Raw genomic sequence first — 26,089 nt, forward strand, 5'->3', positions numbered from 1 at the left:
TGTGCCTTGGCTACACTTGAGCTCAAATTCCTGGGCGAGTTCGGCGTCTTCCGCGACGGTCGTGCGCTGCCTCTGCCGCCGTCGAAGAAGACCCGTGCCTTGCTCGCCTACCTGTGCCTGAACGCCCGGAAGCTGCGGCGGGAGCAGCTGTGCGAGCTGCTCTGGGAGGTGCCGGACGATCCGCGCGGCTCGCTGCGCTGGAGCCTGTCCAAGCTGCGCGGCGTGCTCGACGACGACGGGCGGACGCATATCGTTGCCGACCGCACCCACGTCGCGTTCGACGCCGGCGGCCTGTTCGTCGACAGCCTGGCGCTGCAGGCGCTGGCGGCCAGCGACCTCGCACAGGCCTCGACCGGGACGTTGGAAGCGGCCGCCGCGCGCTATTCCGGCAATTTTCTCGAGGGCCTGGAGTTCTCCGACTTCCACGATTTCCATTCGTGGTGCGTCGCCGAGCGTGACCGCGTGGCGCGCGCGCAGTCCGCCGTGTTGCAGGAGCTGGTGGCCCGCCTGGCGGACGACCCCGAGCGCGCCCTGCCGTACGCCCGGGCGCTGGTCGGGATCGGCCCCTACGACGAGGCCGCACGCGCAACCCTGGTCCGCCTGCTGGTCGCGGCGCGCCATGTCGACGAGGCCGATCAGCAGGTACAGCTGGGCATGCGCATACTGAAGGAGGCGGGGATCGCCGCCACCGGAGCCCTGCTGCGGGCGCGACGCGACACGCCCGCAGCGGCAGTGGCACCGACGCCTCCGCCGCCGCCCGCCCCCGAATCGACGCTGCCCGCGCGCACGCCGGCAGGCGACGACACGCTCATCGGCCGTGACCAGGAGTGGAGCACGCTGGCCGCTGCGCTGGCCGCGAGCGCCGCGGGTCAGGCGCAGGTCATCCTGTTGCGCGGCGAACCGGGGATGGGCAAGTCGCGTCTGCTCGAATGCCTGGCGGAGCACGCCCGCGCCACCGCCCACCTGCTGCGCGCCAGCGCGTTCGAGACCGAGGCCATCCGTCCGTTCGCGCTGTGGCTCGACGCCCTGCGCGCAAGCGCGGCCGAGAAGGCGCGAGCAGGGTTCGGCGACATGCGGGCGGACAGCCGCGACCGCCTGTTCGCCGGATTGAGCGACCTGATTGCGGCCGAGACGCAGAAACACTGCGTGCTGCTGATGTTCGACGATGTGCACTGGTGCGACGAGTCCAGCGCGGCCGCCCTGCATTACGTCATGCGCATGAACGGCGATCGGCCCATCCTTGCCGTGCTGGCCGCGCGCGACTCCGAACTGCGCGACAACATGCCGCTCCAGCAAGCCCTGCGCGGGCTGCGGCGTGACGGACTGCTGCGCGAGCTCAGGCTGGAACCGATGACCGAGGCGGCCATCGTGGAACTGATCCGTGCCCAGGCGCCCGCCGCCGACGCCCGCCGCCTGGGCCGCGAGTGCGGCGGCAACCCCTTGCTCGCACTCGAACTGGCACGCGCGGAACGCGAAGGCGGAACCGATGCCGGCGGATCGCTCGAGGAACTGGTGCGCGAACGGCTGGCGCGCTTCGATCCGGAGGGCGCCGAGGTGCTGCGCTGGGCGGCCGTGCTCAGCCCGCGCATCGAGCTCGCGGCGCTCGCGCAGCTGACCGGTGTGGACCAGGCTGCGGTCGGCCAGGTGCTGGAGGAGGCCATGCATCAGGCGATGCTGCGCGCCATCGACGGCGGCGGCCTGCGCTTTGCCCACGAGCTGATCGCACGCGCCGTCTATACCGGGATCTCGCCGATGCGCCGCCAGTTGATGCATCGCCGGGTCGCCGAGTGGATGGAGCAGGATCTCGCCTTCGAGCTATCGCGCGCCGCGGACCTCGCGCACCACGCCACCCATAGCGGCGATGCCGGCCTGGCCGCGCGTGCGCTGGTGGCCGCGGGCCGCTTGTGCCTGCGCTTTTTCGCCAATCACGACGCCCTGGCGCTGGCACGCAAGGGCCTGCAGCTGGCCGCGCAACTGCCGGCGGCCGAGCAGGTACGGGTGAGCATCGATCTGCACGGCGTCATGCTCTGGGCCGCCCCCCCGGACGACTGGCAGGACGCCGCCCGCCGGTTCACGGTGCTGGCCGAACAGGCGCTCGATCACGGCGCGCTGGCCCACGCGCGGCGGGCCTACCAGATGGCGGCCTGGCTGCGCTGGGAGCACGGCAATTGGGCCGGTGCGCGCGAGCAATCGCTGCAGTCCGAACGCGTGGCCCGGGGCTGCGGGGACGAGGAGCACATCGTCGGCCTGGCCGAGACCGCCCGCTGCCTGGTCATGCTCGAGCGCGACCTGGCGCAGGCCGACGCCATGCTCATGGAGGCGCAGGCGCTGGCCAGCCGCCAGCGATTCGTCCACCGCGCGGTTCCCGCCGGCCTGGGCATGCTGCGCTTCTACGAGAACCGCCTGGACGAAGCCGAGGAGCTGTTCCTGCAGGCGCGCACGCTGTGCAAGTCGGCGGGCGACCGGATCAACGAGTACCTGGCGAACGAGTATCTGGTGATGGTGGACATCCAGCGTGGGCGCTGGCAGGCCGCCCGCGAGCGCAGCACCGAGCTGGCGCTGCTGGGCGGGAAGCTGAGCTGGGGGAGCGAGGCGCCGTTCGCGCACGCGCTGCTCGGCCTGTGCGCGCTTGCCCTGGAAGACGAGTCCGCCACGCTGGATGCTGCCCTGGAAGACCTGCGCCTGGCCGACGCCAAGCATCGGCTGGCCTACGTGCAGACGCGCGCCGCGCTGCTCGACTGCGAGCGCGGCCGCCACGACGCCGCACGGGCGCGCGCCGGCGAGGCGCTGGCCTGCGCGCAGGTGCTGGAACGCGCGACCGAAATGCTGGTGGCGCAAGCGGTGCTGTCGCAATGCGCCCTCGCGAGCGGCGACCACGCCGGTGCCGAGGCCCATGTGCACGCCGTGGAGCGGCTCGAGACCGCGGGCGTGGCCGCCTGGGCCGTCGACATCGCCCACCGGGCGAAGGAATGCGGGCGGAGACAACATGCCTGAGCTCTTTCTGGAACGCGAATTCGACCAACCGCTGCGCGCTGCCATGGTGCGCGCAGCGAGCCGGAATCTGCGGGGACAGGGCTGCCTCGAGCTGCACCGGGTCGAGTGGATGGGCAGCCTGCTGTCGCCGGACGGTCACAGGATGGTGTGCCATTTCCGCGCCCCCGACGCGGAATCCTTGCGCATCGTGTTCCGCACCGTTGGCGTGGTGGACCTGCGCTGCTTGTGGCCCGGGACGCTGCACGAGCGGCCGGGCCTGACCGAGGCCGAGGGTGCATCGGCCAACGTGCTGGTGCGGCGCCGCTTCGAGCAGCCGGTCAGCGTGGACGAGATCCAGGCGCTCGAGGACGCCGGCGCCTGGTGCCTGGAAGCGCGCCGCGTCAAGTTCATCCGCACTTACTTCTCGACCGACTGCAAACGCATGATCTGCCTCTACCGCGCGCCCGACGCCGAATCCGTGCGCCAGGCCCAGCGCCAGGCGAACATGCCGGTCGAAGACGTCTGGGCTTTCGTCAACGTGCGGCCCTGAGCGGCATCCAGGCGCTTCTCTCTGGCAAATTCCACGCTGCGCCCAAAATAACACGCTCCCTTTCACGCTGGCTCCAACGCACGCGGTCAAAAGTGGCACCTGTCCGATGAGCAAGCGGGCATCTACCACCGACCTTCAAGGAGACAGAAAATGGACACCAAAACCGTTATGGCCGACAACGGCGTCAACGTCGAAGCCCTGCTCGGCGCACGTGAAGCACTTACCCAGGCCCCCGAGGCCGCGCGCTTCAACTGGCGTGCGCGCTGCGAGTGGGTCAAGGGCACCCACGCCCGCACCAGCATCGACAGCTTCTTCGGCCTCGGCGCCGAACAGCAGCACAAGCGCACGCATCGCGTGGATAGCGATCACCCCGAGCTGTTCGCGTCCGAGGACCACGGCGCCACGCCGGTGGAGATCGTGCTCGCCGGCCTCGCCGGCTGCCTGACGGCGGGCATCGCCGCGGTGGCGCAGAATCGTAACATCCAGCTGCGCTCGGTCGAGGCGACGCTGGAGGCGGGCATGGACCTGCAAGGGATCCTCGGCATCGACAGCGACGTGCGCAACGGCTTCGACGGCGTGAAGGTCACCTACATGATCGACGCCGATGCCTCGCGCGAGGAGATCGAGGCGCTGGTGGCGCAGTCGCAGAAGCGTTCCGCGGTGTTCGACATCTTCACCAATCCGACCGACGTGTCGGTCATGGTGGCATGAACGCCGCGCTCGCCAGGAGGCTGTCGGACATGAGCGACCGTAGCGAGCCGATTGGGAAAACAAGGACAGAGTCGGCGAGGACAGATTCGTCCGTTCTTGAGGCGCATGGTCATTCCATGGAACGAGAGAACGGACGGATATGGACCGTTTCTCGCGCTGGCGCAGTAGATCAGCCTCAGGCCCGACAGCCTCCCATGGCCCCGGCAGGGGCCGGCGGGCGCCCGCCGGGACGCACCATCGACGTGGTCGTCGTCGGCGCCGGCCACAGCGGCCTCGCCATGAGCCACTGCCTCGTCGCGCGCGGCATCGACCACGTCGTGCTCGAACGTGGCGAGGTGGCCAACGCCTGGCGCCACGAGCGCTGGGACTCGCTGCGCCTGCTCACCCCGAACTGGCTCAGCCGGCTGCCCGGCTACCGCTACACCGGCGACGACCCGGACGGCTACATGACCCGCGCCGAGGTGGTCGACTTCATCGCCGGCTATGCGCGGGTCAGCGCGGCACCGGTGCACACCGGCACGACCGTGACCGGGCTGCAGGCCGACGGGGCCGGCTACCGCGTGAGCACCGACCGCGGCGACTGGCGCTGCCGCGCCGTGGTCATCGCCAGCGGCCCCTTCAACCGGCCGGTGGTGCCCCGGCTGGCGGCCGGGATGCCGCCGGGGATCACCCAGCTCACGCCCTTCGACTACCGCAATCCGGGCCGGATCGAGGACGGCGGCGTGCTGGTGGTCGGGGCCTCGGCGACCGGTCTGCAACTGGCCGACGAGATCCAGCGCGCCGGCCACGCGGTGACCCTCGCGGTGGGTGAGCACGTGCGCATGCCCCGGGTCTATCGCGGACGCGACATCCAGTGGTGGATGCATGCCGCCGGCTTCCTGGACGAGCGTTACGACGCGCTGCGCAACGGCCACGATGATCTCGCCCGCGCCCGCGCGGTGGCCTCGCCGCAACTGATCGGCTCGCGCGAGCGCCCGATCATGGATCTGAACGCGCTCGCCGCAGAAGGCGCGCGCATCGTCGGGCGGCTCGCCGGCGTGCGCGACGGCAAGGCGCTGTTCTCCGGTTCGCTGCGCAACGTCTGCGCGCTCGCCGACCTGAAGATGGGGCGCCTGCTCGCCGCGCTGGACGACTGGGCAGGGGCATGCGGCCATGCCGACGCCGCGATCCGCGGTGAGCGCTTCGAACCCACTCGGATCGCCGCCGCGCCGGCCACCTGCCTGGATCTCGAACGCGAAGGCATCCGCACGGTGATCTGGGCGACCGGCTTCCGGCCCGACTATTCCTGGCTCGGCGTGCCGGTGCTCGACCGCAAGGGCGGCATCCGCCACCATGGTGGCGTCGCCGATGCGCCGGGCCTGTACGTCATGGGGCTGCCCTTCCTGCGCCGGCGCAAGTCCAGCTTCATGCACGGTGCCGAGGACGATGCGCGCGAACTCGCCGCGCATCTTGCCGGCCACCTCGAGACGCAGGCCAGCCGGTGCCGCGAACGGGTCGCGCTATAACCATGTCCGACGACGACGCGATGGCCAACGTGGTCTGGGTGGGCGCCGGCGACAGCCCGGACTTCGCCGCGCTTGCGCAGGCGATGGCCGGCGGCGCCTGCCCGACGCTACATCGCGTGCGTTGGCGCGAGGCCTACCTGGCCCGGGACACGCACCGCCTGGTCTGCCGTTTTCGTGCGCCCGACGCGGAGTCCGTGCGCCTGGCCCTGCATTGCACCGAATCCGACGGCGAGGTGTGGACGGCCACCCTGGTCGGGCGCAGCGGCGGCACGGCCAACCTGGTGCTGGAACGCGAGTTCGCGCAGCCGCTGCGCGGCGACCCACGCCGCGCGCTGGCCCTCGCGCGCGCCGAATGCCTGGAGGTATGCGGTGTCGAGCCCATGCATATCCTGATCTCGCTCGACAGGCGCCACGCGCTGTTTTTCTGCGACGCGCCGGAGGGCACTGCCGCACGCCTTACCGGCATAGAACATCTGGGCGGCCGATGGCGCTGCTGGCCCTGCCGCCATGTGGCCGCGCCGGTATGAACCCGCGCCGGCGTCGCGACAGGGGAGCGTCCTCCGTTCAGGGGTCGCAAGGCGGTGCCAGCGATCCTTTCGGGCGCGAGCCGATGACCTCCAGCTTCACACCTCAGCCCGGTCCGCCTCGATTGCCCCGCTGTCTGCGTCCGCACCAGAGTCCGAGACCGACAAGGCCCAGGGCGAGCAGCGCGAGCGTGGTGGGTTCGGGGACGGTCGCTGCGGGGATTGCGGCGATCGCATAGATGATGCCGTCGTCCGAGCCGACGTAGACGATATTGTTGGCCACGGCCGGCGACGAATCGACGGGGCCGCCGGTCTGCGTCACCGAGAGGAACTGCCCTGTCTGCCCATCGATGGCGATGACCTTGCCGCTGTCGGAGCCGACATAGACGATGCCGTTCACGACGGTGGGTGAGGAGTCCACCGCGCCATCAGTATTGGCAACCCAGATAAGCACGCCGGTCACCGCATTGAGCGCGTACATGAAGCCGTCGTCGGAGCCGACATAGGCAATGCCGTCGGCTACCGCAACCGAGGAGTCGACGGGTCCGCCGGTGGCGGTCGCCCACAGGAATGCGCCGGTTGTCCCGTCGATGGCAATGACCTTGCCGCTGTCGGAGCCGACATAGAGGACACCATTTACGACGGTGGGCGAGGAGTCCACCGCGCCATCCGTATTGGAAATCCAGATCGGAGTGCCGGTCATCGCGTTGAGCGCGTACATCAAGCCGTCGTCGGAACCGACGTAGGCAATGCCATCCGCTATGGCAACCGAAGAGTCGACGGCTCCGCCGGTGGCGGTCGTCCACAGGAACGCGCCGGTTGTCCCGTCGATGGCGATGACCTTGCCGCTGTCGGAGCCGACATAGACGATGCCGTTCACGACGGTGGGTGAGGAGTCCACCGCGCCATCCGTATTGGAAATCCAGATCGGAGCGCCGGTCGTCGCATTGAGGGCGTACATGAGGCCGTCGTCGGAACCGACGTAGGCAATGCCGTTCGCCACGGCGACCGAAGAGTCGACGGCTCCGCCGGTTGCCGTCGTCCACAGGAACGCGCCGGTTGTCCCATTGATGGCGATGACGCTGCCGCTGTCCGAGCCGACGTAGACGACGCCGTCCACGACGGTGGGGGAGGAATCAACGGCTCCACCCGTAGCGGAGGCCCAGAGGATGGCTGCCCTGGCTTCAGATGCGACAAGAACGGCACTGCCCGCCAATAGCACTGCGGAGAGAAAGACTCTGGCGGCGTCCAATCCAAATCTGCATTTATCAATCATGGTTCAATCCTCCAGGTAAGGCTTGATTGAATTGATCGAGTACGCGGGATCCTCTGGTTTCGATTATCGAGCAAAGCGCATGCCAAGAAATAAAACGCAGCGTTTTCAGGTCCTTGAAAACGCGGAAATGGAGCCTGGCGAAACCTGTAAGATTTACCGACAAAGGTATTGCAGGAATTGAAGAATTTCAGCGCGGCAGGCGCTCCGTGGACCGGGCCCGGTGCTGCCGGAGCCGCCGGAACGAGCCGCGCGGCTTCGCCCAGGGGCACGGATCGGGGTGGGTGCTTCAAATGCCAAAGAGCATGTGCTCGGGCGGTTCTTCCAGGGCGGCGTTGCGGCCGATCTGGCTGGCTTCATAGGTGAAGACGCGGCCCCGCCCAAGGTTGCCCAAGGGGCGGTGCTCGGGGACGAAATGCCCGGGGGTGAACCTCAGCTGCGCACACACGTCGGCCTCGAGTTCCCGATCGAGCACCAGTTCGGCCACCGGAATCGACGGGCTGTCGCTCTCCTTCCACTCGATCAGGCCGTCTTCGATCGGCGTGGACTGCGGGTCCTTCTCCAGTTGCACCGAGAACACGAACCTGATCGGTCCCCGCTGCAGGCGCTCGCGCAACTCGATGCTCAGGTAGTTCGGGTTCACCTTCGAGTTGCCACCCGTTCGCAACGCGAACCAGTGTCTGACCTGATGTTCCAGCTTGTCGCCGTCCGGGGGAGCCGTGGCCTCGAGTCTGGAGGCCTCGCCGCGGAGTTCGTCGTCGATTTCGGTCCGGCCGTCTTCCAGGGGACGAACATTGAACTTCATCGCCTGATGCATGCCGAGAAGGTAGGGATGGCCGCTCCAGTACTGCTCGGTGGCCAGACTCGGGATCACCCGGAAGGTGGCCTTCAGCAGCAATCGGGCGACTTCGGTGTGGTGGATCAGGAAGCCGATCAGGTGGATGCCCAGGGGGCCGGGGTGCACGTTCGCTTCCATGAACTGGACGAACTCGTCCTGATCCCTGCCGAACGGATTGGTCGAGTTGGTCATCAGGAAGTCGAGCGTGCGTGGCGCTTGCGTGTTGGCAGCGAGCGAGTCGTCGCCGTTGCCGACGCCGAAGATCTTCAGGGCGAGCCCTCTGACATCCGGTTTCAGGTCGTGCTGGTCCAGACCGACGCCGTTGGAGAATCGGGCGAGCACGTTGTAGGCGCTCTTTCCGTTCGGTCCGAAGATGCCGTGGCGGACGCTCGGCGGGCGGTCGTCGAGCAGGATCAGCCTGCCCGCCAGGCACGCGTGGTTCTTGGCATGAAAAACGCGCTGTGGGCTCCCCTGGGTGTGCTGCGCCGCGAGTGCCTTTTGCGCTTCGAGCACGCGTTTGACGTGATCGTTGAATTCCGCAAGTTCCTGCTCCCAGCTCCCGAACTTGTACTGCTCATGAACATAGAGTTCATCGTCTGTGTCGGGCATTGCCGTCTCCCGCCTGGCTGGCCGCGTCGGCCAAAGGACGCTCGGACCGGGCGAGGCCGGCCGCGCAGCATTGAACACGGGCCGCGTTGCTCGTTGCGTGCGATGAGCAAGGGCGGCCCCCGGTTTTCCCCTGTTGGGCATTGACAATGAATAGTAGGCCAAGCTTTGGTCAACCCCAACCCGAGGATTTCCGGTGTTTGCCGGATGCGGAACAAGGGCCAATGGCGATGCGATCGCGGCCCGGCGGCGCGGCGCGCGATGGCCGGCAGCGATGCCCGACAGGCCGGCGCCCGGATGGGTGTGGGTGATGCCCTGCGTTGGGCCGAACCGTCTGATGTCGGACGGGATGAATGCCCTCAGGGCAGGATTTCGCGCACGATTTCGGCCGGCCGGCACAGGCGGGTGCCGAGCGGGGTGACGACGATGGGCCGGTTGATCAGGATGGGGTGGGCAAGCATGGCGTCGATCAGCTCATCGTCGCTCCATTTCGGGTCGGCCAGGCCGAGTTCGCTATAGATCGCTTCCTTGCTGCGCATCAGCTCGCGCACCGACAGGCCGCTGGCAGCGACGATGGCGGTCAGTTCGGCGCGTTGGGGCGGGGTCTTGAGGTACTCGATCACGCGCGGCTCGACCCCGCTGCTGCGGATCGTCTCCAGCGTGGTGCGCGAGGTGCCGCATCGGGGGTTGTGATAGATGGTGATGTCGCTCATGGCTGCGGGGCTCCCTGGCGGGTGTATGGAAGATTGCGGCGAAAGTATCGCGGAAGGGGCCGCGGACGCAATTGGCCGGATAGATGCGCAATGTGGCGCCGGTCCTCGTAGGGGCAGGCCCCCGTGCCTGCCCCAACTCCGTGCCTGCCCCCACCCGTGCCTGCCCCAGATCTGGTGTCGGTGCCGGATGGGGGCAGCCACGGGGGGCTGCCCCTACGGGGTGGGATTGGTGTGAATTCGGGGTGGATGGGGCAGGCGCGGGGGGCTGCCTAATCCACGCCCTGGCAGGGCGGGTTTTCGGGTTCAGTTGCCGGTGTACTTTGGCGGACGCTTTTCGAGGAAGGCGGCGACTGCTTCGCCGAAGTCGCGCGTTGCCGAGCAGGCGGCGAAGCCCTGTTGTTCGGCTTCGAGCTGGGCGGGCAAGTCGCGGGTGTAGGCGTCGCGCAGCAGGCGCTTGAGCATGCCCTGACCGGCGGGCGCCCCGGCGGCGAGGCGGTGGGCGAGGCTGGCGGTTTCCTCGGCGAGCGCGTCGGTGGCGACGACCTTGTTCACCAGGCCCAGGCGCAGTGCCTCGGCGGCGTCGATGGGGTCGGAGAGCAGGGCGATTTCCAGTGCGCGGCGCAGGCCGACGATGCGCGGCAGGCTCCATGAGGCGCCGAGGTCGCAGCTGGTGCCGAGGTTCACGTAGGCGAGGTTGAAGCGGGTGTTGTCGGCGGCGATGGCGAGGTCGCAGGCGAGCGCGAGGCTCATGCCGGCGCCGGCCACCGCGCCCTGCAGGCTGGCGATCACCGGGGCGCGCAGGGTGGTGAGGATCTGCAGCGCCTGGTGCATGGGGCCGATCAGGGTGGCGGGGATGGAGGCGGGGTCGTCGCGGAACTGGGCGATGTCGCCGCCGGCCATGAAGGCGCGGCCTTCGCCGCTGATCACCACCACGCGCACCGCGGAGTCGGCGGCGATGGCCTTGCACGCGTCGAGAAAGGCGGCGGCCATGGTGCTGTCGATGGCGTTGAGCACCTGCGGGCGGTTGAAGCGGATGTGGGCGACGGCGCCTTCGCGGCCGAGCAGCAGGGGGGAAGCGGATTCGGTCATCGGGGTCTCCGGCGGGGGCTTAAAGCGGCAGTTGCGGGCCGGCGGTCAGGGTGACGCCACCATCCACCACCAGCCCGTGGCCGGTGATGAAGTCGGCGTCGTCGCTGCACAGGAAGAGCGCGGCGCGGGCGACGTCCTCCGGGCGGCCGAGGCGCTTGACCGCGGCAGCCTGTTCCCATTGCGCGCGCACTTCGGGAATCGCGAACAGGCCCTCGGTCATGCTGGTCAGGATCGCGCCGGGCACGAGGTGGTTGGCGGTGATGCCGTGGCGGCCGAGTTCCTTGGCCAGGGTCTTGGTCAGCCCGGCCACCGCGTGCTTGGAGGCGGTGTAGGCGGCGCAGTGGTTGTCGGTGTAGAGGGCGAGGAGGGAGGCGGTGTTGATGATGCGCGCGCGGCCCTTGTCCTTCGCCCGTTCGATCAGATAGGGAATGGCGTGGCGGCAGGTGCGCAGGATGGCGTGCACGTTGACGTCGAAGGTGCGCAGCCAGACGTCGTCGGGCAGGTCGGCGATCGGTGCGGTGGGCACGATGCCGGCGTTGTTGTAGAGGATGTCGATGCCGCCGAAGCGGGCCAGCGCGAGGTCGATCATGGCCTTGGGCGCACCCTCGTCGGTGACGCTGATCGCGAGCGGCGCGATGTTCGCGTTGTCGGCAAAGACGTCGTTGATGGCGGAGCCGGGGAGATCCACCGCGACCACCGCGGAGCCTTCGGCGGCGAACAGTTCGGTGGTGGCGCGGCCGATGCCGGAAGCGGCGCCGGTGATGATGGCCACGCGGCCGGCGAGGCGTTGATGCTGGGTCATGGGGGCGTCTCGCTCCTCGTATTTATGGTTTTCCGGATGTGTCGCCGTCGGGCGAGGCTTCCGGAAACAGGGCTGGATGTTTTTCGTCCGATCTTAGCCGGACTTGGGATCCCTGCCTACCATGCGCGCTTTCCGCCGTATTAATAACAGTCCCTTCGGCGCCGGCATCCGGAATGGGCGCCTGGCCCGGATCGATCACCTTGCACCGTAGCTGCGGTGGATCTGCTCCATCACCATCTGGTGCTTGCCGTCGCGCACCAGGTCGTAGGCGGCGAGGTTGACTGCGCGCAGCCAGGCGCGCTCGATGGTGCCGGCGGTAACGTCGAGTTCGATCATGTTGATGCAGGCCGGGTCCTGCTCGAAGGCGCGGAGGCCGGCGAGCCCGGCGCCGACGAGTTGCGCCATCAGTACCCGATTGACGCCGTCGTGCGCCACCAGCAACAGGTTGCACCAGTCGTCGCGGGCGATCAGCGCGTTCCATGCGGCACCGACGCGGGCGCCGAAATCGGTCCACCGTTCGCCGCCGATGAAGCTGCCGTCGGGTTCGCCGGCGGTCTCGTAGGCGTAGCCGATGAGGCGTTCGCGCTGTTCGGGCGCGATGTCGGCGAAGCGGCCGGCACGCACTTCCTTGAAGCGGGCGTCGTCGTGCAGGGGCAGGCTGCGCGCGCCGAGCACGATGCGCGCGGTCTCGACGGTGCGGGTGAGGCCGGAGCAGATTGCGAGGTCGAAGCGGACGTCGGCCAGCAGCTGCGCGGCGGCCTGCGCCTGGCGCCGGCCCTCGGCGGTGAGCGGTACGGTGCGTGGGTCGAGCGGGCGGCCGTCGGCATCGAAGTAGCTGACCGCGGCGTGGCGCATCAAATAGATGCGGCGCCGGCAGCGGGTGCCGGGCAGGGCAGGGGGACACCTGTCGGTGGTGAGTATCGACGCCGCCTCCGGCCCGCTGCGGGCAGCGCAGGGTTCCATTGCGGGGCTTGCCTTGTCGTTCATGTCGGTTTGCGTTCCCATCGATCAGATGAACTTCAGCAGATGGCCGCCATCGACCGCCAGCGCGGCGCCGGTGATATGCGCCCCGGCGGCGGAGGCGAGCAACAGCAAGGCGCCGTCGAGGTCGGCGGGCTGGCCGAAGCGGCGGCTGGGGATGCGCTTTCGCACCCGTTCGCCGGCCTCGCTCGCGATCCATTCGCGGTTGAAGTCGGTCGCGATGTACCCGGGCAGGATAGCGTTGACGCGGATGTCGTGGCGCGCCAGTTCCAGCGCCATCGCGCGCGTGGCCTGAATGAGCGCGGCCTTGGAGATGGCGTAGGGGGCGACCCCGGCGGCGACCCGCTCGCCGAGGATGGACGAAATGTTGATCACGCTGCCGCCCCTGGCGGCGGCCACCAGGCGTCGCGCCCCTTCCTGGGCGACCAGCCAGGACCCCTTCAGATTGGTGTCGAGGACGAAGTCCCAGTCCGCTTCGCTGTGCTCGAGCAGCGCCTTGTCCACGGTGACACCGGCGTTGTTCACGATCAGGTCGGCGCCGCCTCCGAGTTCGGCGATGGCGTCGAAGCAGGCGCGGACGGTGTCGGCGCAGGCCACGTCGAGTTCGACCGCGTAGGCCTCGCCGCCGAGGGCGACGATCTCCGCCACCAGTTCGGCGAGTTTGTCGCGGCGCCGTGCGGCGACCACCACGCGGGCACCGGCGCGCGCGAGGGTCAGTGCAAAGTGACGGCCGAGCCCGCTGGACGCGCCGGTGACCAGCGCGGTGCGCTGGTGCAGGCGAAACATGTCGGTGATGTCGGCTCTCACTGGACTACCCTCCTGTCGCTGCGCGACATCCTCCTCGCGGGAGGGCGAGCGCCCCCTTCGGGCGGCCGGGCGGGGGCGCTCATGACGCCACCCTTTTACGGAAGCAGCGGGCGGTGCGGTGCGGCTGATGTTTGCTCACGGCGTGCTCCTCGCGGCGCGCGGGGCGGTGATTCCACCCTGCAGGATGCGCAAAATTATTTCTTGCATTCGTTGCTGGGAAGCTTATCATAATAAAAAACAAAGTAGTCGGTTTTTAGCAAGAACCGGCGGAGACGACGAAACGGTGCAGTCTGCGTGCGAAAGTGCTTGGCAAGCCATCGAATCGGGTGCAATCTCCTAGAAAACAAATAAGACGGTTTGTTTTTGGTTGGCCGTCGAGGCAAGGTTTCCACTGAAGCGCAGGCCACAATGGTCGTCGCTTCGAAAACAAAGGAGGCAGTGAGAAACATGAGCGCTATCCGGTTGGTGCGTCCGCCGTCCCTGTCCATCGTGGCTGTCGCTGTTGCGGCATCCCTGAGTGGCTCGGCGATGGCTTTTCAGTTCGATGTCGATAACCAGGACCTGCAGATCCGCTGGGACAACACCGTTCGCTACAACGTCGGCTGGCGGATGGAAAAGCGCGACGATACCCTCGGCGACAGCTGGGCGCTGCAGGCCGGCGAGTACCGGTTCGATCGCGGCGACACGGTCACCAACCGGATCGACCTGCTGAGCGAGTTCGATGTCGTCTACAACATGTACCACGGCTTTCGCGTATCCGGGGCAGCATGGTACGACGCCGCCTACGATGGCGACGTGAAGGGCAATCCGGCCTATCAGGCGGCCGGATTGGGTACCGCCTACCCGAACAACAAGTACACCGGCACGGTGAAGCGCTACTACACCCAGTCCGCCGAACTGCTCGATGCCTTCGTGTTCACCCGCCTCAATCTCGGCGCCGTGCCGGTCGACCTCAAGGCTGGCCGCCACAACATCTACTGGGGCGAGTCGCTGTTCACGCCGATACACGGCGTGTCCTATTCGCAGGGGCCGGTCGACTTCCGCAAGGCGGTGGCCACCCCGGGCTCGGAGGCGAAGGAGCTGTTCCTGCCGCTCAATCAGTTGTCCGCCACCGCCCAGATCACCGACTCCATTTCGGTGGCCGCGCAGTATTACCTGGAGTGGAAGCCCTACCGCATCTACGAGGGCGGCACCTATTTCACCTTTGCCGACCCGTTCTTCCAGGAGGGCACCAACTTCCTCGGGATTCCCTACGGCGGCGACCTCGACTCCGGGCCCGACAAGGTTCCCGGCGATGCCGGCAGCTGGGGCGTGAGCGTCAAGGCGTCGCAGGAGTTCGGGACCTTCGGCCTGTACTACCGCAAGTTCGACGACAAGGTACCGGCGGTGCTCGGCACCTACACCGGCGCCGGTCTGGTCGAGCTGCACAATGCCTACGCCGAGGACGTCAAACTGTGGGGCGTCAGCCTGTCCAAGCAGATCGGCGGGATGTCGGTGGGCGCCGAGGTAGTGCATCGCGAAAACACCGCGCTCAATACCGTGTTCGGCGCGCCCGGCCTGGCGCGTGGCGATTCCTGGCACGCCCTGGTAAACACCATTGCCTTCATCGGCAAGACGCCGCTGTTCGATTCGGCGACCTTCCTGGCCGAGCTCAGCTACAGCCGCCTCGACAAGGTGTACGGCAGCACGCGTGGCAACTTCAACCACGTTGACCACACTTGCTCGAGCGACCCGTTCGGCACCCCCGGCGGCAAGAAGTCCGACGGCTGTGCCACCGATGATGCGTGGGGGATCTCGATGACCTTCACCCCGCTGTGGTACCAAGTGCTGCCCAGCGTCGATCTCACCATGCCGATCCACTACGATCGCGGCCTCAAGGGCAACTCCCCGGTGCCGTTCGGCGGCAACGAGGACAGCGGCACCTGGAGCATCGGCCTCGGCGCCGACTACAAGGGCAAGTACAAGTTCGATATCGCCTATACCGACTACTTCGGCGACTACAAGTCGGGTGCCAACATCTTTGCCGGGGTCCCGGGGATCGGGCCGGAGCAGATGTACACGTCGAACGGTGGCAACGCGCTGATCCACGATCGCGGCTGGCTGTCCTTCACGTTCAAGACCACATTCTAATAAGCAAAAAAATGCATCCTCAGACCCATCAGGAGACACCAAGATGACTCGCCGCATCCAACCTTTCGTCACCGCCATGGCGATCGCCTGCGCCGGTTCGGCCCTTGCGGCCGCGACCCCGGAAGAGCTTGCCCAGCTCGGCACCACGCTGACCCCATGGGGCGCGGTCAAGGCCGGCAACAAGGAGGGGACGATCCCCGAATACAAGGGGGGCGGAATCAAGCCGCCCGCCAGCTACGACCCGGGCAAGCCCCACGTGAGGCCGGATCCGTTCGCCGACGAGAAGCCCCTGTTCTCGATCACCGCAGAGAACATGGCGCAGCACGCCGACAAGCTGTCTGCCGGCGTACAGGCGATCTTCAAGAAATATCCGGATTACCGGATGGACGTCTATCCCACGCACCGCACCGCCAACTATCCGCAGTACATCCTCGACAACGCGAAGAAGAATGCCGCCGGAAACTGCAAGACCACGGAAGACGGGCTCCGGCTCGAGGGCTGCTACGCCGGCTGGCCCTTTCCCTTCCCGAAGACCGGCGCCGAGGTGATGTGGAACCGCCTGCTCAAGTTCGACGGTCATTCGATGATGACCCACGGCATGACGGGCACGCTGGTCGACACCCAGGGCAATCGCACCGTCACCGGCGTCGGCACGATGTGGATTCAGTATCCGGTCATGGATCCGGCCCGGACGACCCCCATCGACAGCAAGGAGCTGTTCGAGATGTTGCGCATCGACTACAGCAGCCCGGCGCGCAAGGCGGGCGAGAAGCTGATCGTGCGCGACTCCATCGACCTCATCGATCCGGGTCGCCGCGCCTGGTCCTACCTGCCGGGGCAGCGGCGCGTCAAGCTTGCGCCCGACATCGCCTTCGACACCCCCAGTCCGACCGGCGGCGGGGCCAGCGTCGTGGATGAATCGGCGGTGTTCTACGGCTCCCTCGAGCGCTACGACTTCAAACTGGTCGGCAAGAAGGAGACGTACATCCCCTACAACGCCTTCAGAATCAACGACCCCGGCGTGTGTCCCAGCGAGGTCGCGATGAACGCGAAGAACTTCCTCAATCCGGATTGCGTGCGCTGGGAGCTGCACCGCACCTGGGTCGTCGAGGCCACGCTCAAGCCGGGCATGCGCCACGTCTACCCCAAGCGCACGATCTACTGGGATGAGGACCTCCCGGGGGTCGGCATCTCGGACAACTACGACTCCAGCGGCGCGATCTACCGCGTCAGCCACTCGCTGCCGATCGTGATGTACGAGACGCAGGGGCACCAGACCGACCAGTGGGTGACCTACGACCTGCAAACCGGCAACTACACGCGCCAGGAGGACACCACCGACAGCGGCGGCTGGGTCATGACCCCCGCCAAACCCCTCTCCTTCTACAGCGCCGAGGCGCTGGCGGGTTCGGGCGTACGCTGATGCACGAGGCGCCGGCTGCGGCCGGCGCGCCTCGGGCGAGGGTCGGTAGTCGCGATCGACCGCAATGCGGTCGTCGCTGATGGAGGGTTGGGCAAGATGATCGAGGAAACAGGGTCCCGGCAGCGCCGCTCCCGTTCGGTGCTGTGTGGCGTCGTGGCGGGGCTGGCGCTGGCCATTTCGGTGGCCGCCCACGGGTTTCAGAATCCGCAGGAGGTGGCGGCCATGGACAGCGCACTGGCCGCGCGCAGTCCGCTGATCGCGGTCACCACCGCGGGGCAGCGGGTGGTCGCGGTCGGGCTGCGCGGCGTGATCGTGACCTCCGACGACGGCGGTGCGACGTGGCAGCAGGCCGCGGTGCCGGTCGGCAACGATCTGGTCGGGGTGTCCTTTCCGACCCCGGGCAAGGGCTGGGCGGTCGGTCACGGCGGGGTGGTGCTGCACAGTGCGGACGGGGGCCGGACCTGGACCCGCCAGCTCGAAGGCAGGCAGGCGGCCGCGCTTGCGGTCGGCCACTTCACCGCGCGGCTCGACGCCAATCCCGAGGCCGAAGGCTTTCTTCAGCGCGAACAGAGCCTGATCGACGCGGGCGGCACCCAGGCCTTCCTCGACGTGCTGTTCGACAGCGAGACCAGCGGCTTCGTGGTCGGCGCGTTCAACCGCATCTACCGCACCGTCGATGGCGGCAAGAGCTGGGTGCCGTGGATGGACCGGGTCGACAACCCGCAGGAGTTTCATCTGTATTCGATCAGCAAGATTGGCGGCCAGATCTACCTGACCGGCGAGCAGGGCATGGTGTGGAAGTTCGATCCCGCCCGCGAGCGCTTCGTCGGCATCCAGACCCCATACAACGGCACCCTGTTCGGCATCGTCGGCGCCGGCGCGGACGATCTGCTGGTATTCGGCATGCGCGGCAGCCTGTTCCGGGGTTCGGCCTCCGGCACGCACTGGGAGCGGATCGACACCGGCAGCCCGGCGGGCATCGTCGGTGGCGTGCTGTTGCCGGACGGGCAGGTCGTGCTCGCCAACCAGGCCGGCGGAGTCAGCGTGTCGGGCGATCGCGGTAAGGTGTTCGCGCCGGTCAGGGCCGCGGTGCCGATGCCCTACTTCGGCATCGCCGCGCTCGGCGGCGATCGCGTCGGACTGGTGGGCAGCGAAGGCGTGCGGATCGAGGCGATCGGCCCGGCCGCCGCAGCCGCCACGACGCAGTAATGACCGGATCGGCCCAATGAATCAGGCTGGAAATTCGCATCAACCCCTGAGCGGACCACGATAATGGACATCGGCAAGCAACAACCCATGGCGGTGATCGCCGACCCGAAGGATTTCGACAACCGGTCGGGAACCCTCCTCGAGCGACTGATCTTCAACCACCGCATGGTCCTGGTCATCGCCTGCGCGCTGCTGACCGCCTTCTTCGCGTTCCAGATGAAGGACCTGACCGTGGGCGCGAGCTTCGACAAGATGCTGCCCCACGGCCACCCCTACATCCACAACTACCTGGAGAACCGCGGCCAGCTGCGCGGCCTGGGCGATTCGGTGCGGGTCGCGGTGGAGAACCCGAACGGTGACATCTTCGACAAGGACTACCTGGCCACGCTGGCCCGGATCAACGACGAGATCTTCCTGCTGCCGGGCGTCGACCGGGCGTGGATGAAGTCGCTGTACACACCGGTGGTGCGGTGGACCGAGGTCACCGAGGAAGGCTTCTCCGGTGGGCCGGTGATGCCCAACGACTACAACGGAAGTGCCAGATCGATCGAGGACCTGCGGGTCAACATCGGGCGCGCCGGGGTGGTCGGCAGCCTGGTGTCCAACGACTACCGCTCGAGCATGATCGTGATCCCCTTGCTGGCCAAGGACGCCGAGGGCAGGGCGGTCGACTATCGCGCCTTCTCCGAGGGGCTGGAGAAGATCCGCGCCAAGTACGCCGGGCCCGACGGTTCGGTGCGGATGTATGCGATCGGCTTTGCCAAGCTGATCGGCGACCTGATCGACGGGCTCAGCCTGGTGATGGGCTTCTTCATGGTCGCCGCACTGGTGGCGACCCTCATCATCTTTCTGTTCACCCGTTGCGTGCGCAGTACCTTGCTGGTGCTGGCCTGCTCGCTGGTGGCGGTGGTGTGGCAGCTCGGCACCGTGGTCACGCTGGGTTACGGCCTCGATCCGTTCTCGATCCTGGTGCCCTTCCTGGTGTTCGCGATCGGCGTCTCGCACGGCGCGCAGAAGATGAACGGCATCATGCAGGATGTGGGGCGCGGCACGCACAAGCTGGTGGCGGCGCGCTACACCTTCCGCCGCCTGTTCCTCGCCGGGCTGACCGCGCTGCTGGCCGACGTGGTCGGCTTCGCGGTGCTGATGGTGATCGACATCCCGGTGATCCGCGAGCTGGCGCTGACCGCCAGCCTCGGGGTGGCGGTGCTGATCTTCACCAACCTGATCCTGCTGCCGGTGCTGCTGTCCTACGTCGGCGTCAGCCCGGCGGCCGCCCAGCGCAGCCTGGCCGAAGAGCGCGACGAGACCGGTAGCCGCGGCCTTGGCGCGCTGTGGCGCGGCCTCGACCGCTTCACCGGGGGCGCCTGGGCGGCCGGGGCGATCGGCGGCGCGGTGGTGCTGGGCGTGGTCGGCTACATGTACAGCCTGAACCTGCAGGTGGGCGATCTCGACGCCGGGGCGCCGGAACTGCGTCCCGATTCGCGCTACAACCAGGACAACGCCTTCATCACCGCCAATTACGGGATCTCCAGCGACGTGTTCGCGGTGATGGTGAAGACGCCGCCCGACGAGTGCCGTTCGTTCGAGACCCTGACCGAGACCGATCGCCTGAGCTGGCAGCTGGCCCAGGTGCCCGGCGTGCAGCGCACGGTTTCGCTGGCCGACACGGTCCGCGCCTATACCGCCGGCGGCTTCGAGGGCAACCCGAAGTGGCTCACGATCAGCGACAACCAGAGCCTGATCGACGCCCAGATCAACAACGCGATGAGCTGGAACTCGGAGTTCCTCGATGCGCCGTGTTCGCTGATCCCGGTGCTCGCCTACCTGTCCGATCACAAGGCGGCGACCCTCGAACGCGTGGTGAAGACGGCGAGCGATTTCGCCGCCGCGCACGACACCGAGTCGCGCAAATTCCTGCTCGCGGCGGGCAATGCCGGGGTCGATGCGGCGACCAATATCGTCGTGCGCAAGGCCAACCACACCATGCTGCTCTATGTGTATGGGGCGGTGATCCTGCTGTGCGCGATCACCTTCCGCTCGTGGCGCGCAGTGGTGGTCGCGGTGCTGCCGCTGGTGCTGACCTCGATCCTGGCCGAGGCGCTGATGGTGATGCTGGGGATCGGGGTCAAGGTCGCGACCCTGCCGGTGGTGGCGCTCGGCGTGGGGATCGGGGTCGACTACGCGCTCTACCTGCTGAGCGTGCAGCTCGCCCAGCAGCGCATGGGGATGGACCTGACCGAGGCCTACCGCCGTGCGGTCGCCTTCACCGGGAAGGTGGTCGGCCTGATCGGCGTCACCCTCGCCGCCGGGGTGGTGACCTGGGTGTGGTCGCCGATCAAGTTCCAGGCCGACATGGGCATCCTGCTCACCTTCATGTTCCTGTGGAACATGCTGGGCGCGCTGATCCTGATCCCGGCGCTGTCGCATTACCTGCTGCGCGGCGAGACCCGGCGCGAGGCGATCGCGTTGCCCGACGACGGGCCGGCGCCGCTGGCGGACGACGCGGCGGCCGCGGCCGGAACGGTCGCCGACCAGGCCGTCGCGCGGACCGATGCGCGCGCGGCGTCGGGAGGCGGGCGGCTGGCGGAAAACTACCGCTGATCGACCGCGACGGGGCGCCGCACGGGCCCCCGTCGCGCAGATCCGGGATGGAGCAGATGCCGACCCGGTTCGGTGGCTGATAACAAACAGATGTACTGGTTTTTATTGTCGGGGCGCCATCGGGGCTGCGGCGATGCCCCGGCCGAAGCATGGCCGACGGGTACAAGGAGACGGAAGGGATGGGACGAGTGCACGGCAAGGTCGCCCTGATCACGGGCGGCGCCTCCGGGCTGGGCAGGGCGGACGCGATCCTGCTCGCCCGCGAAGGCGCGAGGGTGGTGGTGAGCGACATCGACGAGGACGCCGGCCGCGCGCTGGCGCGCGAGATCGACGGCGTGTTCGTGCGCCACGACGTGCGCAGCGAGGCCGACTGGCGCGATGCGATCGGGGGCACGCTGGAGCGCTTCGGCAGGCTCGACGTGCTGGTGAACAACGCCGGCAACGTGGTCGTCGCCGACGTCGAGCACACCACGCTCGAGCAGTACCGGCTGCTCCAGTCTATCCACGCCGAAGGCACTTTCCTCGGCTGCAAGTACGGGATCGAGGTGATGAAGGCGGAGGGCGGTTCGATCATCAACCTGGGCTCGCTGTCCGCATTGCGCGGCTATCCACAAGTGTTCGCCTACGCCGCGGCGAAGGGCGCGATCCGTGCGATGACCACCACCGTCGCCGCCCACTGCCGCGAAAAGGCCTACCGCATCCGCTGCAACGCGATCTTTCCGGGCCTGATCGACACCCCGCTGGCGGTGTCGGTGGTGGGCCGGATGCCGGGGGCCGGCGCGCCCGAGGACGTGGCCAACCTGGTCCTGTTCCTGGCCTCGGACGAATCCGGTCACATGACCGGCGCCGAAATCGTACTGGACAACGGCGCGTCGCTGGTCGCCGCCGGCTGAAGGGGGAGACAGACATGGGTAGATTGGAAGGCAAGGTCGCCGTCGTCATCGGCGCGGCAGGCCGCGACAACATGGGCCAGGCGCTCGCCCGCCGCTTCGCCGCGGAAGGCGCCCGGGTGGTGGTCGCCGGGCGCGACGAGGCCGAACTCGAACGCTTCGCCGCCACCATCGGCGGCGCGGCCAGGCGCTGCGACATCACCCGCCAGGATGATGTCCGCGCGCTGGCCGCGTTCGCCCGCGACTGGGGCGGCCACGTCGACATCGGCCTCAATGCCACCGGCTGGGGCCTGCTCAAGCCCTTCCTGGAGACCACCGAGGACGAGATCGATCGCATCTCCGCGCTCCAGTTCAAGGGGCCGTTCATGTTCTTCCAGGCGATGATCGAGGTCATGGCGCGGGGCGGTTCGCTGATCCAGATCAGCTCGGCAACCGCCACCATCATGCTCAACGATCATGCCGCCTACATGGGCACCAAGGCCGGCACCGACCACGTCATCCGCTGCATCGCCAACGACTTCGGCGAGCGCGGCATCCGCGCCAACTCGATCTCGCCGGGCCTCACCGACACGCCGATGACCGCCGGCGCGAAGGAGACCCCGGGCGTGTTCGACAGCTTCCTGCCGTGCTACCCGCTGGGCCGCATCGGCACCCCGGCAGACATCGCCGCCGCCGCGGTGTGGCTGGCGAGCGACGAGTGTTTCATGACCGGGCAGAACCTGCAGGTGAACGGCGGCCTGACCCTGCGCCGCAATCCGTGGAACCACGAGATCGCCGCCGCGGTCGCCGCCGCCATGGAGCGGGATGCGGCCGCGCAGGCGAACAACGCATGAACGGGAGACAGAGATGACCGACAAGCCGCTGATCGCCCGCCTGGGTGCCGTGATGCAGCTGGCCTACGTGCCGCAGGATATCGACGCCGCGCTGCGCTACTGGACCGAAACCATGGGCGCCGGCCCCTTCTATCGCCTGGCGCACATCGCGCTGGAGAAGAACCGTTACCGCGGCGCCGAGGTGGAGGTCGATTTCTCGGTCAGCATCGGCTACTGGGGCGATCTGCAGATCGAACTGGTCGAGCAGCACGACGATACGCCGTCGATCTACCAGCGCTGGCGCGACGAAGGGCGCGCCGGGCTGCATCACGTGTGCATCGTCGTCGACGACATCGGCGCGGCGCGCGAGGTGTGCCGCCAGGCCGGGGCCACGGTGGAGCAGGAGGTGTGGATGGCAGGCGGCGGCGAGGCGATCTACGTCGACGCCGGCGGCGGTCCGGGCGGCCTGATCGAGCTCATCGAACTGCCGCCGGCCTCGCGCGACTTCTTCGCCTTCATGCGCGAAGAGGCAAGGAACTGGGACGGACGCGATCCGCTCCGCACGCTCGGCTGAAAAGGAATGAACGCCATGACCGATTTGTCCCAACCGCCCGCACCGCCCGCCCGCATCGACTGCGTGCTGGTGGCCTCGGGCAAGTATCACGACATCGACTTCGCCCGCCTCGAACTGCTCAAGCTCCTCGCCGAGGATGAGCGCGTGCGCGTGCGCGTGTTCGAGGACTACGCCAATCTCGATGCCATCCGCAACGCCGACTTCCTGGTGACCTACACCTGCGACGTCATCCCCAGCCTGGAGCAGCAGGAGGCGCTGCGCGCCTGGGTGGAGGCGGGCGGGCGCTGGTACGCGCTGCACGGCACCAACTCCATCCTGCGTTTTCTCGGCAGCGGCCTGGTCGATACCCCGGACTGGGCGCCGCACTGGATGGAGACGCTGGGCTCGCAGTTCATCGCCCACCCGCCGATCGCACCCTACCGGGTCGAGGTCGCCGACCCCGGGCACGAGCTGGTGCGCGGGATCGAGCCGTTCGAAACCAGCGACGAGCTGTACCTGTCGGACCTCCACGGCGAAGTGCACGTGCTGCTCGACACCGAGTTCGAGGGCGAGGCCACCGGCTTCGTGCGCCACCAGTGGCGCCGCGCGCGCCATCCGGTGATGTATGTGCGCCCGCTGGGGCAGGGCGCGGTGCTCTACCTGACCCTCGGCCACTGCCGCGGCCACTACGACCTGCAGCCGCTGATGGACTACTGGCCCAGCGTGGACCGCTGCGCCTGGGACCTGCCGGTGTTCCACGAATTGCTGCGCCGCGGCCTGGGCTGGGCCAAGGCGCCCGCGGCCGAAGCCACCCGCAAACCCGTTCCGGCGTCCTGAACAGGCGACGCCGGGCCGCCCCCGCAAAGGTTGCGCATCCGGCGCGCCGCGACCGGGGGCACCTTCAAACCGCTCCACCCCAAGAGGAGAAAGACCATGGATCTCGGACTCAAAGGCAAGAAAGTCATCATCAACGGCGGCAGCCGCGGGCTCGGCCTGGCGGCGCTGGAAATCTTCGCCGCGGAGGGCTGCGACATCGCCTTCTTCTCGCGCGACGCCAAGCGCGTCGATGAAACCATCAACAAGCTCAGGGTCGGCGGCGGCCAGGTCGTCGGCGATGCCTTCGACATGAACGACCTCGACGCCTACCAGACCTGGCTGAAGGGCGCCGCGGACAAGCTCGGTGGCTGCGACATCTTCATCCACAACGCCAGCTCCTCCGGTGCCCAGGGCACGATGGACTGGGACCTCACCTTCCGCCTCGACATGATGGGCGCGGTCAAGGGTTGCGAGACCCTGGAACCGGCGCTGGAAGCGTCCGGCGGCGGCTCGGTGATCCTGATGTCGAGCACCGCCGCGGTGGAAACCTTCATCTACCCGCAGGCCTTCAACGCGATCAAGGCCGCGATCCTCACCTACGGCAAGCAGCTGTCGCAGCTGTGGGCACCGAAGAACATCCGCGTGAACATGGTCTCGCCCGGCCCGATCTCCTATCCGGGCGGCAACTGGGAAATGATCAAGGGCGCGATGCCCGAGCTCTACGACAAGACCCTGGCCGACATGCCGCTGGGCCGCTTCGGCGCCCCGGAGGATGTGGCCCGCGCGGTCGTCTTCCTGTCCAGCCCGGCTGCGTCCTACATCACCGGCACCAACGTGGTCATCGACGGCGGCTACACCAAGCGCGTGCAGTTCTAGGAGGCGGTCCGAAGGACGGACAACCCGGTCTGGCGCCGGATCACCAGCGAAGGAAATCGATATGACAAGACTATCAAAGTTGCCTGCGGAACAATGGGATGCCGACCTGCGGGCATCGGCCCAGGCGGAGGAGGCGACGCCCCTCGAGCAGGGGCTGCTTCGCATCATGGCTCACGCGCCGGAACTGGCAAAGGCGTTGGTCGCCTTCGGCGGCACGCTATGGCGGAGCCATACCTTGCCGCGCCGCTTGCTGGAACTGGTTCGGCTACGGATCGCCTTTCATAACCAGTGCCGCAGCTGCATGGCCATTCGCTATCAGTCGGCGGTGGACGATGGTCTGACGGAAGGCATGGTCTGTTCGCTCGAGAAGCCTCACGAGGCGCCCGATCTCAGCGCTGCCGAAAAGGTGGCGATCGCTTACGCCGACCTGTCCGCGAACGATCATTTCTCCATCGGCGACGAGACGTTTGCGGAGCTTCAGCAGCACTACACGGAAGCCGAAATCGTCGAGCTGGGCATGTTCATCGCGTATTTCATCGGCTACGGCCGCCTCGGCGCAGCATGGGACATGACCGAGGAATTGCCGCAAGGCTTTCAGGACAAGTCGGCGAACGCCGCACCCTGGGGGCAAGAGTCGGTACTGGTTCGCGGCTGAGGCGCGTCCGGCGGGCGCGGGCGGATAAGCCGAAGGGGATATCCGCGATCAGGCGGCGGACGCGCGATCCTCGGAGCGTCATACAACCCATACGCCATGCATTGGAGAAGCTGCGTGAAGCTCTATAGCTCGATCGGTCCCAATCCCCGGATGGTCCGGATGTTCATCGCCGAAAAGGGCCTGGACCTGCCGGTCACCCAGGTGGACATCATCGCCGGCGACAATCGGCGCGAACCCTTCCTCTCGATCAACCCGGCCGGCGAGATCCCGGTGCTGGCGCTCGACGACGGCACGGCGCTCGCCGAGACGACGGCCATCTGCGAGTACCTGGAGGAACGCTATCCGGATCGGCCCCTGATCGGGGCCACCCCGGAAGCCCGGGCGCGCACGCGCATGTGGTGGCGCCGGGTCGATCTCAAGGTGGTGCAGCCCATGACGCAGGGCTTTCGCGGGGCCGAAGGCCTGGAGCTCTTCAGGAACCGGGTCCATTGCCTGCCCATGGCGGCCGACGAGCTGAAGGCCACCGCGCGCGAAGGGCTCGCCTGGCTCGAAGCGCAGCTCGACGAGCGGCCCTACCTTGCCGGCGAGCGCCTGACGGTGGCCGACCTCCTCCTGTTCAGCTTCCTCGAGTTCGGCGCCCTGGTGGGGCAGGGGCTGGACCGGCGCCACCGGCGGCTCGCCGCCTGGCACGAGCGGACGGCGGTGCGCCCCAGCGCCGCGGCCACGGCGTTTTAGTCAGGCTCACGATC

General features: G+C 67.9%; 23 protein-coding genes. 16 read left to right on the plus strand and 7 right to left on the minus strand.

The window, feature by feature from the left end:
• Window positions 1-6 precede the first annotated feature (6 nt).
• The 5 genes from AC3A35_RS19000 (at window position 7) to AC3A35_RS19020 (ending at window position 6,266) form a co-directional block, all read left to right on the plus strand.
• Window positions 7-2,994, plus strand: a complete 2,988-nt coding sequence (locus AC3A35_RS19000) for an ATP-binding protein (protein WP_487437798.1) — start codon at window positions 7-9, stop codon at window positions 2,992-2,994.
• A complete protein-coding gene (locus AC3A35_RS19005; protein ID WP_487437799.1) occupies window positions 2,987-3,523 on the plus strand; it encodes a nickel-binding protein in 537 nt (178 codons plus the stop codon). The genes AC3A35_RS19000 and AC3A35_RS19005 overlap by 8 nt, the downstream gene beginning before the upstream one ends.
• Window positions 3,524-3,673: 150 nt before the next feature.
• The gene (locus tag AC3A35_RS19010) at window positions 3,674-4,234 is read left to right on the plus strand and encodes an OsmC family protein (RefSeq protein ID WP_487437801.1); all 561 of its coding nucleotides are present in this window, start codon (window positions 3,674-3,676) and stop codon (window positions 4,232-4,234) included.
• Between the two features lie 194 nt (window positions 4,235-4,428).
• Complete coding sequence (locus AC3A35_RS19015; RefSeq protein WP_487437802.1) at window positions 4,429-5,739, plus strand: NAD(P)-binding domain-containing protein; 1,311 nt, start codon at window positions 4,429-4,431, stop codon at window positions 5,737-5,739.
• A 2-nt stretch (window positions 5,740-5,741) separates the two neighbouring features.
• Window positions 5,742-6,266 carry a hypothetical protein gene (locus AC3A35_RS19020; protein WP_487437803.1) on the plus strand — a complete coding sequence of 175 codons (525 nt, stop codon included), beginning with the start codon at window positions 5,742-5,744 and terminating at the stop codon, window positions 6,264-6,266.
• A gap of 103 nt (window positions 6,267-6,369) precedes the next feature.
• Here the strand turns inward: AC3A35_RS19020 and AC3A35_RS19025 are convergent, their stop codons facing one another.
• The 7 genes from AC3A35_RS19025 to AC3A35_RS19055 form a co-directional block, all read right to left on the minus strand.
• Window positions 6,370-7,539: an outer membrane protein assembly factor BamB family protein gene (locus AC3A35_RS19025; RefSeq protein ID WP_487437804.1), complete on the minus strand. Its 1,170-nt coding sequence runs from the start codon at window positions 7,537-7,539 to the stop codon at window positions 6,370-6,372.
• A gap of 286 nt (window positions 7,540-7,825) precedes the next feature.
• Window positions 7,826-8,983 (minus strand): catalase family protein, encoded by a 1,158-nt coding sequence (locus tag AC3A35_RS19030; protein WP_487437805.1) that lies wholly within the window; start codon window positions 8,981-8,983, stop codon window positions 7,826-7,828.
• A gap of 356 nt (window positions 8,984-9,339) precedes the next feature.
• Complete coding sequence (gene arsC / locus AC3A35_RS19035; RefSeq protein WP_487437806.1) at window positions 9,340-9,693, minus strand: arsenate reductase (glutaredoxin); 354 nt, start codon at window positions 9,691-9,693, stop codon at window positions 9,340-9,342.
• 303 nt (window positions 9,694-9,996) lie between these two features.
• Window positions 9,997-10,782 (minus strand): enoyl-CoA hydratase/isomerase family protein, encoded by a 786-nt coding sequence (locus AC3A35_RS19040; protein ID WP_487437807.1) that lies wholly within the window; start codon window positions 10,780-10,782, stop codon window positions 9,997-9,999.
• A gap of 19 nt (window positions 10,783-10,801) precedes the next feature.
• Complete coding sequence (locus AC3A35_RS19045) at window positions 10,802-11,584, minus strand: SDR family NAD(P)-dependent oxidoreductase (protein ID WP_487437808.1); 783 nt, start codon at window positions 11,582-11,584, stop codon at window positions 10,802-10,804.
• A gap of 195 nt (window positions 11,585-11,779) precedes the next feature.
• The gene (locus AC3A35_RS19050) at window positions 11,780-12,571 is read right to left on the minus strand and encodes a histidine phosphatase family protein (RefSeq protein ID WP_487437809.1); all 792 of its coding nucleotides are present in this window, start codon (window positions 12,569-12,571) and stop codon (window positions 11,780-11,782) included.
• Window positions 12,572-12,592: 21 nt separating this feature from the next.
• Entirely contained in the window at window positions 12,593-13,372 is a 780-nt protein-coding gene (locus AC3A35_RS19055; protein WP_487437810.1) for an SDR family NAD(P)-dependent oxidoreductase, read from the minus strand.
• A gap of 447 nt (window positions 13,373-13,819) precedes the next feature.
• Here AC3A35_RS19055 and AC3A35_RS19060 point away from each other — a divergent pair, with 447 nt between their 5' ends.
• The 11 genes from AC3A35_RS19060 to AC3A35_RS19110 all read left to right on the plus strand — a co-directional run bounded on the left by AC3A35_RS19060 (window position 13,820) and on the right by AC3A35_RS19110 (window position 26,075).
• Window positions 13,820-15,502, plus strand: a complete 1,683-nt coding sequence (locus tag AC3A35_RS19060; RefSeq protein WP_487437811.1) for a DUF1302 domain-containing protein — start codon at window positions 13,820-13,822, stop codon at window positions 15,500-15,502.
• Window positions 15,503-15,545: 43 nt separating this feature from the next.
• The gene (locus tag AC3A35_RS19065; RefSeq protein ID WP_487437812.1) at window positions 15,546-16,925 is read left to right on the plus strand and encodes a DUF1329 domain-containing protein; all 1,380 of its coding nucleotides are present in this window, start codon (window positions 15,546-15,548) and stop codon (window positions 16,923-16,925) included.
• Window positions 16,926-17,021: 96 nt separating this feature from the next.
• Complete coding sequence (locus tag AC3A35_RS19070) at window positions 17,022-18,134, plus strand: WD40/YVTN/BNR-like repeat-containing protein (protein WP_487437814.1); 1,113 nt, start codon at window positions 17,022-17,024, stop codon at window positions 18,132-18,134.
• A gap of 63 nt (window positions 18,135-18,197) precedes the next feature.
• The gene (locus tag AC3A35_RS19075) at window positions 18,198-20,738 is read left to right on the plus strand and encodes an efflux RND transporter permease subunit (RefSeq protein WP_487437815.1); all 2,541 of its coding nucleotides are present in this window, start codon (window positions 18,198-18,200) and stop codon (window positions 20,736-20,738) included.
• A gap of 179 nt (window positions 20,739-20,917) precedes the next feature.
• Window positions 20,918-21,631 carry an SDR family oxidoreductase gene (locus AC3A35_RS19080; RefSeq protein WP_487437816.1) on the plus strand — a complete coding sequence of 238 codons (714 nt, stop codon included), beginning with the start codon at window positions 20,918-20,920 and terminating at the stop codon, window positions 21,629-21,631.
• Between the two features lie 14 nt (window positions 21,632-21,645).
• Entirely contained in the window at window positions 21,646-22,461 is an 816-nt protein-coding gene (locus tag AC3A35_RS19085) for an SDR family oxidoreductase (RefSeq protein ID WP_487437817.1), read from the plus strand.
• Between the two features lie 13 nt (window positions 22,462-22,474).
• On the plus strand, window positions 22,475-23,014 hold the full coding sequence (locus AC3A35_RS19090) for a VOC family protein (protein ID WP_487437818.1): 540 nt from the start codon (window positions 22,475-22,477) through the stop codon (window positions 23,012-23,014).
• A 15-nt stretch (window positions 23,015-23,029) separates the two neighbouring features.
• Window positions 23,030-23,830 (plus strand): ThuA domain-containing protein, encoded by an 801-nt coding sequence (locus tag AC3A35_RS19095; RefSeq protein WP_487437819.1) that lies wholly within the window; start codon window positions 23,030-23,032, stop codon window positions 23,828-23,830.
• Between the two features lie 96 nt (window positions 23,831-23,926).
• The gene (locus AC3A35_RS19100) at window positions 23,927-24,685 is read left to right on the plus strand and encodes an SDR family NAD(P)-dependent oxidoreductase (RefSeq protein ID WP_487437820.1); all 759 of its coding nucleotides are present in this window, start codon (window positions 23,927-23,929) and stop codon (window positions 24,683-24,685) included.
• 61 nt (window positions 24,686-24,746) lie between these two features.
• A complete protein-coding gene (locus tag AC3A35_RS19105; RefSeq protein ID WP_487437821.1) occupies window positions 24,747-25,340 on the plus strand; it encodes a carboxymuconolactone decarboxylase family protein in 594 nt (197 codons plus the stop codon).
• 114 nt (window positions 25,341-25,454) lie between these two features.
• Window positions 25,455-26,075 carry a glutathione S-transferase family protein gene (locus AC3A35_RS19110; RefSeq protein WP_487437823.1) on the plus strand — a complete coding sequence of 207 codons (621 nt, stop codon included), beginning with the start codon at window positions 25,455-25,457 and terminating at the stop codon, window positions 26,073-26,075.
• The last annotated feature ends 14 nt before the right edge of the window (window positions 26,076-26,089 follow it).

The sequence above is a fragment of the Azoarcus sp. Soil_N_20 genome (assembly GCF_057656155.1).